Source organism: Rothia sp. HMSC036D11, assembly GCF_001814205.1.
GTDB lineage: Bacteria > Actinomycetota > Actinomycetes > Actinomycetales > Micrococcaceae > Rothia > Rothia dentocariosa.
Genome location: NZ_KV815315.1, coordinates 368607 through 368827 on the forward strand (window position 1 = coordinate 368607; position 221 = coordinate 368827).

Genomic DNA, 221 nt, shown 5'->3' on the forward strand with positions numbered 1-221 from the left:
GGGAATCTTCACTAACTATCCTTGCTAGACTTATATTCGGGTAAGCGACGCTATGTTGCTAGTTGGGAATCTTCACTAACTATCCTTGCTAGACTTATCCCACCCCTACGAAGCGCCCTTCTTTAGTTGGGAATCTTCACTAACTATCCTTGCTAGACTTAGCCACCTGCATCAAGGGCAGGAACATCAGTTGGGAATCTTCACTAACTATCCTTGCTAGA